Origin of the sequence: Pseudochrobactrum sp. AO18b (genome assembly GCF_000409565.1) — a bacterium.
GTDB lineage: Bacteria > Pseudomonadota > Alphaproteobacteria > Rhizobiales > Rhizobiaceae > Pseudochrobactrum > Pseudochrobactrum saccharolyticum.
This window is the reverse complement of the sequence record NZ_ANNO01000358.1, coordinates 1-2,533: the sequence shown is the minus strand read 5'-3', so window position 1 is coordinate 2,533 and position 2,533 is coordinate 1. Positions and strand designations below refer to the sequence as shown.

General features: G+C 43.1%; 2 protein-coding genes. One reads left to right on the top strand and one right to left on the bottom strand.

Translation table 11 applies throughout. The features are described from left to right. Positions 1-136: 136 nt before the first annotated feature. Positions 137-1,393 carry a plasmid replication protein RepC gene (repC, locus tag A918_RS0113890; RefSeq protein WP_022711649.1) on the bottom strand — a complete coding sequence of 419 codons (1,257 nt, stop codon included), beginning with the start codon at positions 1,391-1,393 and terminating at the stop codon, positions 137-139. Between the two features lie 689 nt (positions 1,394-2,082). Here repC and A918_RS20540 point away from each other — a divergent pair. Beyond that, on the top strand, positions 2,083-2,533 hold a 451-nt coding region (locus A918_RS20540), incomplete at its 3' end, for a helix-turn-helix transcriptional regulator (protein WP_022711648.1).

Below are 2,533 nucleotides of genomic sequence, written 5' to 3'. Positions count from 1 at the left end.
CCCTGCTTCAGTCCGTGAGCGGGGCAATGCTTTGGACTGAAACAAGCGGTCATTGGGATGATCGCTAACGATACAATGACCCATATTTCCGGACGAAACTAGCTTTGGCACTACAAGGTTTTCTCCGCTGTAAAATTTACGCCGCCTTTGCGCTTGCCAGCGCAAAAATAGAATTTTGCAGGCGTAATTCATCAGTTTCGGCCTTTTTCAACATGCCCACAAAATATGCTCCGGGTGCTTTGACTGTTTCGTCAGAATATTTTTGGAGAGTGATTGCGAGCGCAGTAGCAATCATCTCGTCAGGTAGCAAATTTCGCGCTCGTTTTCGCGCAAACTGCGATATTCCGCAAAATCCGGCCATAGCGTCCGAGATTTCCACCAAATCCCGCCATTGTGGATTTTGTGGCAACATTTCGCGCACAAATGGCACAGCTTTAAGCAAAAGTGAAAGTTCAATTGCTATGCTTTGCTGTGCTGTTTTTGGCTTGTTTAAGCGCAAGGTTTCCGGTTGGCTTTTTTCCAAAGCCCATAAGCTGGCTTGTCCAGCTTCTAATAAATTTTGTTGTGAGCCGTTAGGCGAACTCCGTTCATTCTTACTATTACAATCGGAATGATAAGGGTTTGTATTATCTATGTGCGTGACTGTTTGCGCATTCGTGCATGACTTTTTAGACTGAAAAACATATATGTTTTCGTGCTTTACGCTGAATAGGCGCTCTGTTAGCCGGTGCAGGATCGCGGCTGCGCGTTCCAGATAGTCAGTCGTTGCATAAGCTGACTTTCCAATGATGCGCATAACCTTTGCGCAATGGGCTTCCTGAGCCTGCAAAAAAGACGCCGGCAGGTGCTGCGAACATGGCAGAGCATTCTTCCATTGGCGCAATGCGGCGCGATACGATCTAACAGCAGCTTGGTGCTGTGATCGTAAAATCTGCATATCTTTGACTTGTTGCGCCAGCTCAAAATATCGAGCAACCAGCACTCTTAAATCAATGCCAAATCCATCAATAATATTTTGTCCGACATGGCGCGTTGAATGGCGCTTGTAATTTGGGCTGTCTTTCATTGTGATCAGACCAGCATCATAGAGACATGACAACATACGGCTGATTGTTTCAGGTCGTGCATAGCCGAGTTCAGCGGCAAGCGTGGCATTCGATTTAAAGACAATAGGCTTTTGGCCGTCTTTAAATTGTTCATGCGTGGCCGACTGAATGAGGGCAGCAAGCAACGTGGCTTCCTTTGCACGGATAATTCCGAGCAATGGGAGTCTGATTGCCAGATCGAGCAGCTTAAAACGGCTGACTTGGCCGAGTTCTGCCGTTTCGGCCAATTGTATATAATTGAGCCGATCAGCTGACAGTTTCCTGCCTGCGGTATAGTTCGGGTACATCTGCCCACCTCCAAAAAGGTGAGGCCAGACAAAGCTTCCCCGTTCACCGAAACGATGCTTTTCTTATTGACTTTGGGGGAAAGGGCAACTATGTTCTTTTTAACAACTTGAAATTATGTGCCGCTTTCGGAGTTCGCTTCGGGAGCGGTTTTCTTTTATGGCCTCATTTAATCTCCATATGAATCATGTGCGCACGCGCAATTTGAGCGAAAACATAGCTCAGTTATGGTTACTTTTGCAATATAATCGACGCTATTGAGCAAAAAATGCCAAGTGAAATATGATAGATTTTGCATCTATCTATATGATTTTATTCAATAATATAAATTTCATATGAAATTGAATATTGCGAATAGTTGGCGTTTTTTGCCTATATCATTACGCAAAACACGGATTTTACGACTCAAAATCTATGCACAACATGGCATATTTAGTCATTTCGGCATACTGATTTGATTTATGCAGCATGTCAAATATATGAAGGCTAATTGACAGCCTGAATATTGTTAAGAAAAACACACAATACAAATTCGTATTCGTTCCCGCATAATGTCATGCGATTAGATCAGTAAAATTGCGGGCAATTTTTACCTATTAGTCTAATTAATTATATACTTGTAATAGACACAGATTTTAATAACGCTATTGTGAGTTGTGAGCGGGCTGTCTGTAGGGAACGAAAATGGGCTATGCCAAGTATATTACGTAGAATTGATACACATGCCAAAAGCCTAATCAAAAATTCGGTTTCACAAATTTCCTCCACCCAGGAAGAAAACCCAACACCGATTTTTGTTGATGTTGATCAGGTGGACAATTTCAACCGGCAGGTTGGAGTTGTTATACGGTCTTACCGTAAGGAAGCAGATATTAGTCAAAAGGAACTGGCTGACTCTGTGAATATACCACTCAACACACTACGTTCCTTTGAAAATGGGGAAACGGGTGTACCGCTTTTGGTAACACTGAACATATGCCATCGGCTTCACATTGAACTGATGGATCTACTGATCTTGATTTCACCTAAATATCTAAGTGAAAATCCAGATAAAAGTTACTGCATGCGTGAAATTTTCAAGCGCTTACGTGGCAGCAGCCTTGAGATAATCAGGGGTACAAACTTGCTGTTATCGTTGCCAA